The sequence below is a fragment of the Mesorhizobium sp. LNJC391B00 genome (assembly GCF_000502535.1).
Lineage (GTDB): Bacteria > Pseudomonadota > Alphaproteobacteria > Rhizobiales > Rhizobiaceae > Mesorhizobium.
Map to the genome: position 1 here is coordinate 175,426 of NZ_AYWI01000009.1, position 13,509 is coordinate 188,934.

12 protein-coding genes and 1 pseudogene are annotated in these 13,509 nt (G+C 63.8%); 4 read left to right on the top strand and 9 right to left on the bottom strand.

Features of this window, described 5'->3' with window-relative positions:
* Position 1: 1 nt before the first annotated feature.
* The 3 genes from X750_RS143345 to X750_RS143335 are packed head-to-tail and all read right to left on the bottom strand — an operon-like array spanning position 2 to position 3,743.
* Positions 2-919 carry an NAD(P)-dependent oxidoreductase gene (locus X750_RS143345; RefSeq protein WP_023683741.1) on the bottom strand — a complete coding sequence of 306 codons (918 nt, stop codon included), beginning with the start codon at positions 917-919 and terminating at the stop codon, positions 2-4.
* Positions 916-2,130 (bottom strand): mandelate racemase/muconate lactonizing enzyme family protein, encoded by a 1,215-nt coding sequence (locus X750_RS143340; protein WP_023748174.1) that lies wholly within the window; start codon positions 2,128-2,130, stop codon positions 916-918. Before X750_RS143340 ends, X750_RS143345 begins: the two co-directional genes overlap by 4 nt.
* Positions 2,127-3,743 (bottom strand): GMC family oxidoreductase N-terminal domain-containing protein, encoded by a 1,617-nt coding sequence (locus X750_RS143335; protein ID WP_023748175.1) that lies wholly within the window; start codon positions 3,741-3,743, stop codon positions 2,127-2,129. The genes X750_RS143340 and X750_RS143335 overlap by 4 nt, the downstream gene beginning before the upstream one ends.
* Positions 3,744-3,966: 223 nt before the next feature.
* On the opposite strand from X750_RS143335, the gene X750_RS143330 reads away from it, so the two are divergent.
* Positions 3,967-4,362: an acyl-CoA thioesterase gene (locus X750_RS143330; protein ID WP_023671995.1), complete on the top strand. Its 396-nt coding sequence runs from the start codon at positions 3,967-3,969 to the stop codon at positions 4,360-4,362.
* Between the two features lie 500 nt (positions 4,363-4,862).
* Here the strand turns inward: X750_RS143330 and X750_RS143320 are convergent, their stop codons facing one another.
* On the bottom strand, positions 4,863-5,231 hold the full coding sequence (locus tag X750_RS143320; RefSeq protein ID WP_023683744.1) for a helix-turn-helix domain-containing protein: 369 nt from the start codon (positions 5,229-5,231) through the stop codon (positions 4,863-4,865).
* A gap of 89 nt (positions 5,232-5,320) precedes the next feature.
* On the opposite strand from X750_RS143320, the gene X750_RS143315 reads away from it, so the two are divergent.
* Positions 5,321-5,926, top strand: coding sequence for an NADPH-dependent FMN reductase (locus X750_RS143315; protein ID WP_023671992.1), 606 nt, complete (start codon positions 5,321-5,323; stop codon positions 5,924-5,926).
* Positions 5,927-6,091: 165 nt separating this feature from the next.
* Here the strand turns inward: X750_RS143315 and X750_RS143310 are convergent, their stop codons facing one another.
* Positions 6,092-7,387 carry a glucoamylase family protein gene (locus tag X750_RS143310; protein WP_023748176.1) on the bottom strand — a complete coding sequence of 432 codons (1,296 nt, stop codon included), beginning with the start codon at positions 7,385-7,387 and terminating at the stop codon, positions 6,092-6,094.
* Positions 7,388-7,645: 258 nt separating this feature from the next.
* Here X750_RS143310 and X750_RS143305 point away from each other — a divergent pair, with 258 nt between their 5' ends.
* A complete protein-coding gene (locus tag X750_RS143305) occupies positions 7,646-8,524 on the top strand; it encodes a DMT family transporter (protein WP_050588800.1) in 879 nt (292 codons plus the stop codon).
* 28 nt (positions 8,525-8,552) lie between these two features.
* On the opposite strand, the gene X750_RS143300 is transcribed toward X750_RS143305, so the two are convergent.
* Positions 8,553-9,863 carry a hemolysin family protein gene (locus X750_RS143300; RefSeq protein WP_023705877.1) on the bottom strand — a complete coding sequence of 437 codons (1,311 nt, stop codon included), beginning with the start codon at positions 9,861-9,863 and terminating at the stop codon, positions 8,553-8,555.
* Positions 9,864-9,933: 70 nt separating this feature from the next.
* A pseudogene (locus tag X750_RS01000000163215) lies at positions 9,934-10,649 on the bottom strand (LssY C-terminal domain-containing protein).
* Positions 10,650-10,791: 142 nt separating this feature from the next.
* Between X750_RS01000000163215 and X750_RS143295 the strand changes: the two are divergent.
* Entirely contained in the window at positions 10,792-11,481 is a 690-nt protein-coding gene (locus tag X750_RS143295) for a gamma-glutamylcyclotransferase (protein ID WP_245260032.1), read from the top strand.
* A 20-nt stretch (positions 11,482-11,501) separates the two neighbouring features.
* Here the strand turns inward: X750_RS143295 and X750_RS143290 are convergent, their stop codons facing one another.
* Together X750_RS143290 and X750_RS143285 are read right to left on the bottom strand one after the other, a co-directional pair.
* Positions 11,502-12,296, bottom strand: coding sequence for an extensin family protein (locus X750_RS143290; protein ID WP_023748178.1), 795 nt, complete (start codon positions 12,294-12,296; stop codon positions 11,502-11,504).
* A 132-nt stretch (positions 12,297-12,428) separates the two neighbouring features.
* The gene (locus X750_RS143285; RefSeq protein ID WP_023748179.1) at positions 12,429-13,505 is read right to left on the bottom strand and encodes an extensin family protein; all 1,077 of its coding nucleotides are present in this window, start codon (positions 13,503-13,505) and stop codon (positions 12,429-12,431) included.
* Positions 13,506-13,509 lie beyond the last annotated feature (4 nt).

Genomic DNA, 13,509 nt, shown 5'->3' on the forward strand with positions numbered 1-13,509 from the left:
CTTAGCTTTCCAGCTTGGCTGGGAAACCGGGCGCGCGCAGATCCATGTCGACGGCATCCTCGAGCAGTTTGACGATCTGGGTCGACCAGGCGCCGCCGCCATATTCCTGTTTGCCCATCAGGAAAATCTCACTCACAAGCGGCGCCAGTTGGAGTGGCAGTCTGAACTCCCTGCCCATCGCAAGCGCAAAGCCGAGGTCCTTCAGTGCCAGGTCCATGGTGAAGCCAATGTCGTAGGAGCCGTTGAGGATGAGCTGGCTTTCGGTCTCATGGACGAAGCTGTTGCCGGAGGAGGCGACGATGGCGTGGTAGGATTGCGCGAGGTCGAGGCCGCCTTGCTTGGCCAACATCAGCGCCTCGCCGGCGGCGACGAGATGGATGAAGGCCAGCATGTTGGTGATCACCTTGATCACCGCCGCCGAGCCGACCGGACCCATCAGGAACGACTTTGCGCACATCGCTTCGATGGCCGGACGATGGCGCTCGTAAAGCGCAGCATCGCCGCCGACAAGCGCGGTGATCTTTCCGACCGCGGCCAGATGCACGCCGCCGGTGACCGGGCACTCCAGCGTCTCGATGCCTTTGGCCGCGGCGAGGGCGGCGAGGCGCAGGATCTCGTCGCGGCCGTTGGTCGACATCTCGATCCAGGAGCCGCCCCTGGGCAGACCCTCGAGCAGGCCGCCGGCATTCGCCAGCACCGCTTCGCTGACCTTGGGCGAGGGCAGGCAAGTAATGGCATTGCCGGCCTGTGCCGCCGCTTCGGCCGGGCTGGTCGCGGCCGTGGCGCCGAGCGCCACGAGGCGCTCGACGGCGGCGGGGTCGCGGTCGAAGACGATGACGACAAAACCGTTGCGCAACAGGCTGGCGGCAAGGTTGCCGCCGAGATGGCCAAGGCCGATGAAGGCGTAGCGTTCGCTCACGGCATCAGCGGCGTTTGCATCATCTGCAAATGCAGGTCCTTGCCGGTGTAGGGATGCGCGTCGCAGACCGCTTCGTCCAGCTCGACGCCGAGGCCCGGCTCCTTCGATGGAATGACATTGCCGTCCTGCCATTCGATCTTCTTCTTGAGCAGTGTCGCGTGGAAGCCGTCCCACTGCTTCAGCGATTCCAGGATGAGGAAATTGGGCAGCGTCACCGCCAGCTGGATGTTGGCGGCGCCAACGATCGGCCCACAATAGCAGTGCGGCGCGATCTGGATGTGGTATGCCTCGGCCATGGCGGCGATCTTCTTGGTTTCGAGAATGCCGCCGGAACGGCCAAGGTCCGGTTGCAGGATGGTGGCGGCGCGGTTCTCGATGATTCGGGCGAATTCGAACTTGGTCGTCAACCGCTCGCCGGTGGCGATCGGGATCGACGTGCCTCGCGCCACCTGAGCCATCACTTCGGGCATGTCCGGCGGCACCGGCTCTTCGAACCACAAGGGATCGTAGGGCTCGATGGTGCGTGCCATGCGCAGCGCACCCGACGCGGTGAACTGGCCATGCGTGCCGAACAGAATATCGGCGCGGGTGCCGACGGCTTCGCGGATCGCCTTGACCATGCGGGTGGAGACATCGATGTCGATCAGGCGCGGCTGGTGGCCGTCGAAGGCGGTGTAGGGGCCTGCCGGGTCGAGCTTGACGGCGTTGAACCCCTGCTCGACATATTCGAGCGCGCAGGCGGCCGCCAATTCGGGGTCATTGTAGACGTTCCGGCCGTCCGGCGCGTCCTCCGAATGGACGCTGCCGGTGTGCGGATAGAGATAGGTGTAGGAGCGCAGCGTCTCGTGCACCTGGCCGCCGAGCAGTTTGTAGACCGGCTTGTCGGCTTCCTTGCCGACAATGTCCCAGCAGGCCATTTCCAGCGCCGAGAAACAGCCCATGCCGGTAACGTCGGGGCGCTGGGTAAATCCTGAGGAATAGGCGCGGCGGAAGAAGGTCTCGATGTCATGCGGATCGTGGCCGATCAGGTAACGCTCGGCCATGTCCTCGACCAGCTTCGCTGTTATGTGAGCCGAGAAGGTGGCGTTGTAGGCCTCGCCGTAACCGACGACGCCGCCATCGGTGGTCAGCTTGACGAAGATGAAATACTTGCCGCCGATGCCCGGCGGCGGATTGCCGACTACCCAGGTCTTGACGTCGGTGATCTTCATTTTTGGTCCTCCAGAACCAGTTCGGCGCCCTTCCATCCGGTCATGACCGAGGCGGCGTTGGTGTTGCCGGTGATGTTGGCGGGAAATATCGAGGCGTCTATGACGCGCAGACCTTCGAGCCCGTGCACTTTCAGGCGCGGGTCGACGACGGCGGCCCCGGCGTCCGGCCCCATGCGGCAGGTCGAGACCGGGTGATAGACGGTGCCTGAGCGCTTCCTGAAATCCTGGATCAGGTCAGCATCCGACTGGATCGATGGGCCCGGCAAAACCTCCTCAGTGATGATCTCGGCCATGGCGGGCATCGAGGCTATCTTGCGCACGAATTTCACCGCCGCCAGCATCTCGTCGACATCGGCGTTGGTGGAATAGGCGTTGGCGACGATCCTGGGATAGTCCAGCGGATTGCTGGAGCGGATCATGATCTCGCCGCGGCTGGACGGGCGGCAGTTGGAGAGGCCGATGGAAAAGCCCGGCCACGGATCCGGCGTCAGGATCGGCCGCTCGCCGCTCTTCGGAATGACGGTCGAGAAAGCCTGGAAATAAAGCTGCATGTTGGGGCGCGAAAACGCCGGGTCGGTTCGGAAGAAGCCGCCGCCATGGTTCATCGACAGCGACAGCGGGCCGGAGCGGGTGAGGATGTACTGCATGCCGACCAGCAGCTTGCCCCACCAGGGCCGCAGGATTTGGTTGAGCGTCGGCACGTTTCCCTTGAAGGTATAGTTGATGCCGACATGGTCCTGCAGATGCGCGCCGACATTTTCGTTGGCGTGGACGACCGGGATGCCAAGCCCCTTGAGCAGTGCCGAGGGGCCGACGCCGGACAGTTGCAAGAGCTGCGGCGAGTTGATCGAGCCGGCGGACAGGATGACTTCGCGGCCGGCCCGCGCCGTCTTGGTCTCGCCGTTCTGCAAATATTCGATGCCGACGGCTTGCTTGCCCTCGAACAGGATCCTGCTCGCCAGCGCATTCGTCTCGACGCGGACGTTTTTGCGCTTCATCGCGGGGCGCAGGAAGGCGCGCACGGCCGACATGCGGCGGCCGTTTTTGGTGGAGATCTGGTAGGTGCCGACGCCTTCCTGGGCGGCACCGTTGAAGTCGGGGTTGAGCGGCAGCCCGGCTTGCTGGCCGGCTGCGAGGTAGCGCCTGGTCAGCGGATGGACGGCGTTCGTCGTGTCGGTGATATGCAGCGGCCCGCCCGTGCCGCGCCATCTATCGGCACCGGCCTCATTGTCCTCGAGCGCCTTGAAGCCCGGCAACAGATCGTCATAGCCCCAGCCGGGATTTCCGGCATCGCGCCAGTCGTCAAAGTCCTCGCGCGCGCCACGGATCCAGACCATGGCGTTGATCGAGCTGGAGCCGCCAAGCAGCTTGCCGCGCGGCCAATGGTCGACATTGCCGGCAAGGCCGGGGTCCGGCTCGGGCTTGTAGTTCCAGTTGACCGCCGGATCGAAGAAGGTCTTGCCGTAGCCGAGCGGCATCTGGACATAAAAGCGGCGGTCGCTGCCGCCGGCCTCCAGCACCAGCACGGAGAAGCGGCCCGAAATCGACAGCCTGTCGGCCAGAACCGAGCCGGCCGAGCCGGAGCCGACGATGATGAAGTCATAAGTCTGCATGATTGGTGTTGGCGGCTCCGCAAAACTGAGCGCAGCCTATCCGCGACGGCTTGGCCGCGCCCCTGCGGCTTCCGGCATGGCTTGTGAAAAAAGCGACCGTGAGACGCCTGGTCGGAAAAGCCACCATGGAACCGACATTGCGCCGGGAGCCTCGCCCGTCGCGTTGACCTCTTGGGCCCGTGACGCTACGGGATCAAGGGCTATCGCTTTAGGGGAATCTCGGATGGTGCATTACGCGGACGGACGGCCGATCGGCGATCTGACCTTGCGTACGCTCGCCATGCCGGCCGATGCAAATGCGGCCGGCGACATCTTTGGCGGCTGGGTGATGGCGCAGATGGATCTTGCCTGCGGCATCCGTGCGGCCGAGCGGGCCAAGGGCCGCGTGGTGACGGCGGCGGTCAAGGAAATGTCCTTCGCCAAGGCGATGAAGATCGGCGACACGCTGTGCATCTACACCCATGTCGAGCGCGTCGGCCGCACCTCCATGACGCTCAAGGTCGAGGCCTGGGCGCAACGCTACCTCTCCGACCTGATGGAGAAGGTCACCCACGCCGATTTCGTCATGGTGGCGCTGGATAGCGACGGCAAGCCGAAGCCGATTCCAACCGAAAGTTGACATCGTCGATTCTGCCAAGCTTGCGCTTATGTAACATCCCCCGCGCGGGCGATGCGCTGCGCGACATCCAATGGTTGCCTTCACATCCGATTCTGCGGGCGGCGGAGGGAAGACAATGCGTCAACACATGCTGAACGGCTGGCTCGTGGCGGCCCTCGTCGCGGTGATCTGCCTGCTTGGCACGACCGCTTATACCGAGATCAGGAAAGAGCTTCCAAGCGTTGCCTGCACGCACGACCGGACCGTTGGCAACGAGCGGACTGCCCAGCGGTCTGCAAGGGTAGAGACGTGCGGCGCAGTGTGTTGCAGCAACCCTGCGTCAAAGGCCTGAGGGCCCGTCAGCGGAAGACCTCGTCAGCCTCAAAATGATGATGCGCCGGCGAACGAAACGCTGCAGCTATGTCGCGATGGCGCGACCAACGATGCCAGGGCGGATCCAGTTAAACCCGGGTACGCGTCGTCGACGGCAAAATCCGTAAACTATTGCTGGGCAACGGTTTTCAGGCGTGCACGCCATCGAATCTTTCACGCGCCGCCTGGACCCGCGAGGTGTTCTTCCGCGCCCATTCGCCGAGCGCGCCGACCGGCACCAGCAGCTCATGGCCGAGCTCCGTCAGCTCATAGTCGACGCGTGGCGGGATGGTCGGGAACACGGTTCGGGTGACGAAGCCGTCGCGCTCAAGACCGCGCAAGGTGGTGGTCAGCATCTTCTGCGAAATGCCGCCGACAGCGGCGCGCAACTCATTGAAACGCAGCGGTCCGCCGCCCAGCTTGCCGACGACCAGAACGGTCCATTTGTCGCCGACGCGCTGCAGGATTTCCGAGACGGCGCGGCAGTCTTCGGTGTTGTGCGGGTGCCTCAGTAACATAACGGTGCCTCCTTGCGCTGCCATTTGTCAGTATCTCATATAGCGCCGGTATCCAAACGATACCAGCTTTTGCATATATGGAGAGCCCCATGTCCAAGCCCAAAATCGCCATCGTCGTCGGTTCGACACGCGCCGCGCGTTTCGCCGATGTGCCCGCCCAGTGGATCGCCAAGATCGCGAAATCTCATGCCGACATCGACGTCGAGACCGTCGACCTGCGCGACTGGCCGCTGCCCTTCTTCGACGAGGTCGCCTCGTCCGCCTGGGCGCCGTCGCAGAACGAAGTTGCCCAGCGCTGGCAAAAGAAGGTCGCCGAATTCGACGGCTTCATCTTCACCGCCGCCGAATACAATCATGGCCCGACGGCCGTGCTGAAGAACGCCATCGATTACGCCGCCAATGAATGGAACAAGAAGCCGGCCGGTTTCGTCGGCTATGGCAGCGTCGGCGGCTCGCGCGCTGTCGAACATTTGCGTCTTGCCGCGGTCGAATTGCAGATGGCGCCGGTCAAATCCGCCGTTCACATTGCCTGGAGCGATTTCCTGGCGGTGCGCCAGGGCGAGAAGAAGCTCGAGGAGATCGAGCATCTGAACCAGGCTGCCACGGCGCTGGTCAACGACGTTGCCTGGTGGGCCCGCGTGCTCAAGGCAGCGCGTCAGGCCGACGCGATTGCCGGCGAAGCCCAGGCGGCCTGAGCCTTATCCTCCCAAGGACCGATGATTTTTCCAAAGGGCGGCGTTTGCGCCGCCCTTTTTCATTCACGTGAAGAGGCGCTCTCGGCTCCCTTGGCCGGATGGTGGAGTCGGACCGGCAAGGTCGCGCTGATGCCTTGACGATCCCGCGCGAAGGATCGCCGCCTGTCACAGCCAACCGCCGGAAAACCCGGCCCGGCGCAGTCCTGTGGTGATGGCCGGCACGCGGCGCATCAATCGCCACAGGAAGTCGGACCGGTAGTTCTCGATCATCAGGGCGATCGGCCCCTGGTTGATGCCGACATGGTCCGGCGATACCCAACCGCAGGCGCGGCCGTCGTCGGCAGCGATCGTCGGGTTGAAGCTCGCGGTGAAGCCGTAAGGGTTGCCGTCGCGCAGGTCCATCTCGTGGAAATGGCGCAGCGCCGGCAGCACGATTTCCGGCGCAAAGGGCAAGGAGGCGATTGCCGCCCAGGGTGACAGCGTGCCGTCATCGGGGCCAAACGGTGCGCCGCGGGCGAGATAACCGAAGAAGCGGCGTCCATCGGCTCGCCGCGCGATCGGACCTGGGCCGTCGCTGGCGGTGACGCCCCAGCAATTCTCGCCATAGCCCGCGAATCCTCTCGGATTGCGGATTGCGTAATCGCGCTGCAGATACGTCGCCTGGCGGCTGTTTTCGAAATAGTCGATGTCGTGACCCTGCATGAAGGTATCGCGGATGGCGCGAAAATCGATCCAGATATGCGAGAATTGGTGGATGAAAAGCGGGCCGGCATAGACCATCTCGCGGCCGTAGATTGTCTTCCACTTGTAGGTGGACAGCCAGGCTGCGTAGCTCTCGGGCGGCAGCGAATGGGTCGGCGAACCGAGACCCAGAACGTACAGGATCAGCGCCTCGTCAAATCCTTCCCAGCGGTAGCGGAGAAAGCCTTTTCCAGGCCGCCAGCCATGGGTGACGGTGGCGCCGCCGTTCTGCGCCCATCGCCAGTCGGCACGGCGGTAGAGCGCATCGGCAAGCTGGCGGATTTCCAGTTCGAGCTCATCGTCCTCGTCGAAATAAGCGCCGGCGGCCAGAACACCGGCAAGCAAAAGGGCGGTATCGATCGTGGACAGTTCGCAATTCCAGACGCGGCGGCCGGTCTTCATGTCGAGGAAATGATAGTAGAAACCCCTGTAGCCGGTGGCATCGGGCTCCGGCCCGTGCGGGGAGTTCCAGAAGAAGCGAAGCGTGGCGAGCGTCCGCTCGATTGCGGCATCGCGCGTCATGAAACCGCGCTCGACACCGACGGGATAGGACGACAAAGCGAGCCCGACGGCGGCTATGCTGGCAGGCGACGCCTGCGTGTTGCGGTCGGCGACCAGGCCGTTGGCAGGGTTGGCCTCGTTGAGAAAATACTCGAAGGACAGGCGCTGGATATCTTGGAGAAGCTCGTCGTTTAGCGCGTGTTCGTTCGATGCATCCATGACAATCGATATAGAGGCTTTGGCTGCTTTTGCCATTCTTCCAGCGGATCAATCATGGGTGAGGGCAGGCTGGGGCCGATAGCGAAAGGCGCTGCCGACGCACCGAATTCAAATCGAGGGGCTGCGAAGATCGGTTGGACCGCCATATGCACGGCCCTGCCATCTGGCCTGGCCGTCCTCCCCTGATATATCCGGCTGCGATCCATCACATGAGCATGCCCCGTGAAGTCACCCAGCCTGTCAGGCGTCGTTTCCCCCATGACCCCGGTGCTGGTCTGTGCACTTGCGATCTTCCTTCTGTCCGCCATGGATGCGGCGATGAAAATCCTGGTCATCGCCGTCGGTGTCTACAACACGGTGCTGTGGCGAAGCATGCTTGCGAGCGTGGTCGCGGGCACGGCCTGGGCGGCGGGGCCGCGTTCCCTTCCCACGCCTTCCGTGCTGCGGCTACACGCGCTGCGCGCCGTGATCGTGGGCATCGTTCTGCTGTCGTTCTTCTGGGGCCTTGCCAGATTGCCGCTAGCGGATGGGATCGGGCTTAGTTTCGTCGCGCCGCTGTTCGCTCTCCTGCTGGCGGCGCTGCTTTTGGGCGAACGCATACAGCGCCAGGCGATCTGGGCGTCGCTGGCGGGCATCGCCGGCGTCGTCATCATCATGGCCGGACAGTTCGGGCAAGGGAATTATACCGGGGATGCCCTGCTTGGCACGGTGGCGGTGCTCGCATCGACGGTGTTCTACGCCTACAATCTGATCCTCTCGCGGCGGCAGGCGCTGGTGGCCAAGCCAGTCGAGATCATGCTGTTCCAGAACCTGTGCGTTGCCGCCGTCCTTCTCCCCGCCGCTCCCTGGCTCGCGGTTGCCCTGCCGGGCAATCTCTGGCTTCCGCTGGCCGGGGTAACGGCGCTGTCGCTCTCCGGCCAGTTCCTGATGAGCTGGTCCTACGCGCGGGCCGAAGCGCAATATCTGATCCCGACGGAGTATTCTGCCTTCCTCTGGGCGATCGTGTTTGGCTGGCTGTTCTTCGACGAGGCGGCGACCTGGACCACGCTGGCTGGAGCGGCCCTGATCGTGGCCAGTTGCCTGATCGCCTCGCGCTCCAATCCGAAGCTTGCCGAACCGATCGAAGCCGCGGTCTGAGCGCGCTATTCGCTTTGACGGCAGAGCGTCAACGCACCACTTCGCGATGGCCGCTGGGCAGCCGGGTGGCGATCAGCTTGTCGATGCGGCGGCCGTCGAGGTCGACGACCTCGAAACGCCAGCCTTGCGCGTCGACGCATTCGCCGGTCGCCGGCAGATGGTGCATGTGCGACAGCACATAACCGGCGACGGTCTCGTAATCGCGATTTTCCGGCAGGTCGATACCGAGAACGTCAGCCATCTCGTCGGCTTGCATGTATCCCGCGAGCAGCCATGAGCCGTCCTCGCGCTTGACGGCGTTTTCCTCGTCGCCGGCATCAAGGTCGGCGCGGAAGACGCCGGTGATGGCCTCGAGAATGTCGGCAGGCGTGACGATCCCTTCGAAATGGCCGTATTCGTCATGCACCAGCGCCATCGGCACGTCGGATTCCTTCAGCTTCTGCAGCACATCCAGCGCGTCGGCCTGGTCGTAGACGATGGGGGCGGCGCGCACATGCTTGCGCGGATCGAGTGCGCGGCCGGCGAGCAGGGCGGCCAGCACGTCGCGCGTCTGAACAACGCCAACCATGACGTCGACGCCGCCATCGCCGGCCGGGAGGCGCGAATGCTGGGTCTCCATCAAGAGCTTGCGGATGGCGCCCTCATCGGACTGCAAATTGATCCAGTCGACCTCGGTGCGCGGCGTCATCACGGCGCGCACGGCGCGATCGCCGAGCCGCATGACGCCGGCGATCATGCGCCGCTCGTCGGATTCGATGGTGCCGTGATGCTCGGCCTCGGCGACCAGCATCTTGATCTCTTCGTCGGTGACCTTCTCCTCGCTCTCGCCGCGCTGGCCAAGCAGCCACAATATGGCGCGGCCGGAAATGTCGAGCAGGAACACCAGCGGCGCGGAGACGGTGGCTAGGATGGTCATCGCAGGCGCCGCGCGGGCGGCAACGCGCTCGGGATCGCGCAGCGCGATCTGCTTGGGCACCAGCTCGCCGACGATCAGCGAGAAATAGGTGATGATGGCGACGACGATCCCGACGCCGAGCGGGTCGGCGATGTTTTCGCGCATGCCGGTCGAGGCCAGGTACACCGAAAGCCTGTCGCCCAGCGTGGCGCCGGAGAAGGCGCCCGACAGCACGCCGACCAGAGTGATGCCGATCTGCACCGACGACAGGAATTTGCCGGGATTGGAGCCGAGCGTCAGCGCACGCCCGGCGCCATTGACGCCGCGGTCGATCATCGCCTTGAGCCGCGCCGGGCGCGACGACACGATGGCGAGCTCGGACATCGACAGAAGGCCGTTCACACAGATGAGGACGACCACGGTGGCGATTTCGACGTATAGCATCAGGGCTCAATAGCATTGCGGCGGGCCGCAGGAAAATAGTCCGCGATGATTTTTGGAAAATGACAGTGGTTCAGGGGAATTGCCTGAGCACCCCGACAACAGCCTTGCCGTCGGTGAAATAGGGATCGCCGCCGCCGTTGCGTCCGGTCCTGGTGGCGCCGATGCCCGGGATGTCGCTCACCGAGATCANGAGATCACCATGCCGGCCGCCGACAGGTCGTGGATCACGAGATCGCGCTCGGCGTCGATGTCAGGGGCGATATGGTGGGTGATGGCGCCGGTATCGTGGCTGAGACCAACGCCGCGGTCGAAGCTGGCCGAGCCCATCCAGAGCGTTCGGCCGTCGTCGCCGGTCGCATCGCTGCGCCAGAAGCGGACATGATGGCGCCGGTCGGCGCTGCCGCCGACCGGCTTTTCGAAGGCGAGATCCTGGGCGCGGCCTTCGAACAGCAGCCGGCTGACCGGGGCGTCAGGATAGGGATGATCGAACAGCACGCTCTCACCGATTTCGATCGCGGTCTTTAGCGTCACGCCATCGGCCGTATCCCATCCGGCCATGGCGAAGGCATGGATCATCTCTTTTTCGGTACCGACAAGGCCGATATTGATCGGGTCGCCCGGAATGCCTTGCGGCGTGTGTGTCACCATCTCGAAAGTCTGCGTGCGAAAGCCGCGGTCGCGAACCGTCCAGAATTCCGGCGCAGCGACATAGGCGAGGGCCAGCCAGACCGCCAGAAGAGCGGCGAGCCAGGTCAATGCGCGTCGTTGCAGGCTTCGTCGGCTCATGAAAGCGGCTCGATCCGTGCGGTATCTGTGCCTGACGGACCCTGGAAATCAATGGCCAGCGGCGAGCAGCCGTTCTATCGTCGGCCATCGTTTTTGCGGGGGGTGAGCAGCAATGGATAAGAAGCCGGTGGGTCGCAGCTCGATGGCATTGACCGCGGACCTTGTCGCAAGGGTCGAGCGTGTCGAACCGGATCCGGGTCCCGAGCCCGGAACAACCGAGCATACAGACGCGGAGTTCGATAGTCTTGTCGAGCAACTTCTGTCGGAGCATCGGCCTGAAGCGCTATGGGTCTTTGCCTACGGGTCGCTGATCTGGAACCCCGAATTTGCCCATGTCGAGCAGCGCCCGGCCACGGCGCCAGGATGGCACCGCTCGTTTTGCCTGACGCTGACCCGTTGGCGCGGAACCCGTGATTTGCCGGCGCTGATGCTGGCGCTCGATCGAGGCGGCAGCTGCAACGGCATCGTCTATCGGCTGCCCGCGGAAGACCATGTCGGGCAACTTGGCCAGTTGATGCGCCGCGAGATCGATGCCAACCCGCCGACTAACGTGCCATGCTGGATCAAGGTCAAGACCAAGGATGGGCCGTTGCGGGCCTTGGCTTTCGTCGCCGCGCCAGACGGCAGGGCCTATGCCGGCCGGCTGCCATTGGAGCAGGTTGCCGACACGCTGGCGCGGGCTGCCGGGCATTGGGGCTCGTCGGCTCAATACCTGTTCCGAACCGTCAGCAAGTTGGAAGAGAGCGGTATCCGCGACAGGAACCTTTGGCGCATCCAGGATCTGGTGGCCCAGCAAATCATCGCTTCCACCAGGAACGCCAATCCCGACTGATTTCTGAACGGTGAAACGCTTTAGCGGCAGGCGCGGTAGCCGCTTTTGCGGTTCTTGATGTCGAAATGGAAATGGTTGCGGTGATCGTAATTGTAGCCGGGACCGAGCACGGTGGTGAAATACTGGCAGCCGTCGGCACGCACATTGTTGAGGAAGCTGCGGGTGCGGAAGGCAAACAGGCCGGGCTTGCGCACGTCGATGTCGTCGCCGTTGTTGAGCTCGATGCTCATGACGTCGAGGGCGTTGCCCTTGCCGTGCTCGGACAGGACACCTTCGCCGGCGATGTTGCGGCAGGAATAGCTCGAGCCCTGGTGGATGGTCTTGACGCCCGAGAAATAGCGCCAGCGGGCGGAGGGAACCAGTTCGTTGCTGGTCCAGGCGGCGAAACTTGCGGCCATGTCGCAGGTCAATGTTGCGGCGGGCTTCATCTGGATGCCGCCGATGGCGGAGACCTTGACCGGCCAGTCTATGCCGCACTGTCCCTCGTGGATCGGCTGGACATCGGTGTAGACGACGCGAAGGCGCTTCAGCTCGCCACGGCAATCGGTTTCGCTGGCCGGCATCTGCTGCGGCTCCGACTCCGACATCGGCTCGTCGATGCGCGGATAGGCGGCAGTCATATAGGGATTGGACGGGACGAGCTTCTGCATGCCTTCATATTGCGGCACGGCCGCGGTCTGCGAGCCAACATCGACGGCCGGCTGCAGCGACAGCACGCTGCCCGTGTTGCAAGCTGAAACGGCGGCCAGCGCAAGACCGGCGGCCAGTATCGCTGCGCTTTTTGCCTTCGCGGCGGCGCGAAATATTGCGGCCATGGGCGGAATCCTGTCCTTGATCGGTGGGATTTTAACGATCAAGGGTAAAGGAAAACTCAGCGTCCGCGTTCATGCCTGCGGCCGAAATGCGGCAGCCAGACCATCACCGGCATGACGATCACTGGAGGGCCATCACTGGCAGAAAGTGCCACCATTCCGGCGCGGTTCGAGATCGAGATGGAAATGCAGGGAATGGTCCGGGTCCGCGCCCGGTCCAAGCACGGTCTTGAACGGTCCGCAGGCGGCCTTGCGCACCGCATTGAGGAATTTGCCGTCCTTCTCGGGCGGCGTTGGACCGACTTCGACCTTTCTGCCATCCGACAACGTGAAGCTGGCAATATCGAGCGCGTTGCCGAAGGCATGTTCCGACAGATGGCGCGTGCCGTTGCGCGGCCGGCAGACAAAGGCCGATGCCTGGTTGATCGATTTCAGGTCGGCGCCGAATTCGGCTTTCGCCGCAGGCTGGATGATTTCGGCGGCAAAGCGGGCTGCCGCCTCGGCCATCGGGCAGTTGAGTTCGGTCGCGGGGCCGATGGCGATGGATTTTCCGAGCGACTTCAGCACCAGGGGATAGGGGATCGAGCAGCCGATGTCGGGATTGCTTTCCGCCTTATGCTCCTCGAATTCGACACCAAGGGCCGTCAGCCGCTCGCGACAGGCGACTTCCGCCGCCGGCATTTTTGCATCGGGCACATCGGCCGAGCGCGCATCGGGCAGCATCTTCTTGTCGCCGGCATCGGGTTTTTCAGGTGGTTGCGGAGCAACGGCCAGCGGCTGAGCTTCAGGTTCCGAAGTGTCTGGCTTTTGTGTCGGAATCGGCACCGCGGCCGGCGGCTCGGGCTCGCTTTGCTTATCGGTCGACGGCTTCGGGGCTGACGGTCCGGGCCGCGCCTGCTTTTTAAAACGGGACTTTTCTTCGTTGAATCGATCGTCATTGGACCGGTTGGGCGCGCCAAGGGGGTTCGGACCTTCGGCCTTTTGCTTTTCGATCGGTGCCGCGCCGGTCTTCGGCGCCTCTGAAGGACGCGCCTCGGGCAGCGGGACAACGCGCGAGGGCTGCACCGGAACATCGGCGGGCGAGGGCTCTTTATCCGGGGTCTTTTGTTCCACCTGCTTTGGCGTGATGTGCCGCTGTGGCCTGGGCTTCTGGCGGTGTTTGCTGCGCGGCTTAGGATGCGAGTCGACCCGCGGTGAAAACAACTGCTCCAACCGC

What these genes read in the sequence shown, in the direction of transcription:
- X750_RS143320 (WP_023683744.1), bottom strand. Translation starts at nt 5,231, where the DNA reads ATGTTACTGAGGCACCCGCACAACACCGAAGACTGCCGCGCCGTCTCG.
- X750_RS143305 (WP_050588800.1), top strand. Translation starts at nt 7,646, where the DNA reads ATGACCCCGGTGCTGGTCTGTGCACTTGCGATCTTCCTTCTGTCCGCC.
- X750_RS143310 (WP_023748176.1), bottom strand. Translation starts at nt 7,387, where the DNA reads ATGGATGCATCGAACGAACACGCGCTAAACGACGAGCTTCTCCAAGAT.
- X750_RS143340 (WP_023748174.1), bottom strand. Translation starts at nt 2,130, where the DNA reads ATGAAGATCACCGACGTCAAGACCTGGGTAGTCGGCAATCCGCCGCCG.
- X750_RS143330 (WP_023671995.1), top strand. Translation starts at nt 3,967, where the DNA reads ATGGTGCATTACGCGGACGGACGGCCGATCGGCGATCTGACCTTGCGT.
- X750_RS143290 (WP_023748178.1), bottom strand. Translation starts at nt 12,296, where the DNA reads ATGGCCGCAATATTTCGCGCCGCCGCGAAGGCAAAAAGCGCAGCGATA.
- X750_RS143315 (WP_023671992.1), top strand. Translation starts at nt 5,321, where the DNA reads ATGTCCAAGCCCAAAATCGCCATCGTCGTCGGTTCGACACGCGCCGCG.
- X750_RS143295 (WP_245260032.1), top strand. Translation starts at nt 10,792, where the DNA reads ATGGCATTGACCGCGGACCTTGTCGCAAGGGTCGAGCGTGTCGAACCG.
- X750_RS143300 (WP_023705877.1), bottom strand. Translation starts at nt 9,863, where the DNA reads ATGCTATACGTCGAAATCGCCACCGTGGTCGTCCTCATCTGTGTGAAC.
- X750_RS143335 (WP_023748175.1), bottom strand. Translation starts at nt 3,743, where the DNA reads ATGCAGACTTATGACTTCATCATCGTCGGCTCCGGCTCGGCCGGCTCG.